Below are 399 nucleotides of genomic sequence, written 5' to 3'. Positions count from 1 at the left end.
TCGCGCCGATAGGAGTTCAGGGTATTCTCACTGAGGCCTTTTTCCATCCAGATGGCGTCGAGGTATTGCTCCAGGGCCTGGCTCTCTTGGGCGGGTAAGGTCACAGCGCTCATCGGTCATTGGTTGGCGTTGGAGCGAGAATACCATAAAAAAACCGGAGCTAAGGCCCCGGTTTTTTTGAACGGATCAGCGTATCGCTTAGGACAGCTTTTCCTTGATGCGTGCTGCCTTGCCGGTCAGGTCGCGCAGGTAGTAAAGCTTCGCCTGGCGAACATCACCCTTACGCTTCACCTGGATGCTGTCAACCTGACGGCTGTGCACCTGGAAAGTACGCTCAACGCCCACACCGTGGGATACCTTGCGCACGGTGAATGCAGAGTTCAGGCCGCGGTTACGCTT

2 protein-coding genes are annotated in these 399 nt (G+C 56.1%); both read right to left on the bottom strand.

Annotated features, from left to right (window positions below; translation table 11 throughout):
• Positions 1-113: site-specific integrase (locus tag B3520_RS17500; protein ID WP_414673875.1), on the bottom strand; the 113-nt coding region annotated here is incomplete at its 3' end.
• Between the two features lie 85 nt (positions 114-198).
• Positions 199-399: 50S ribosomal protein L19 (gene rplS, locus B3520_RS04890; protein WP_286875530.1), on the bottom strand; the 201-nt coding region annotated here is incomplete at its 5' end.

Origin of the sequence: Marinimicrobium sp. UBA4509, from assembly GCF_002388575.1 — a bacterium.
GTDB lineage: Bacteria > Pseudomonadota > Gammaproteobacteria > Pseudomonadales > Cellvibrionaceae > Marinimicrobium > Marinimicrobium koreense.
Note: the sequence above shows the minus strand (reverse complement) of the source record. Positions and strands in the feature narration are given on the sequence as shown.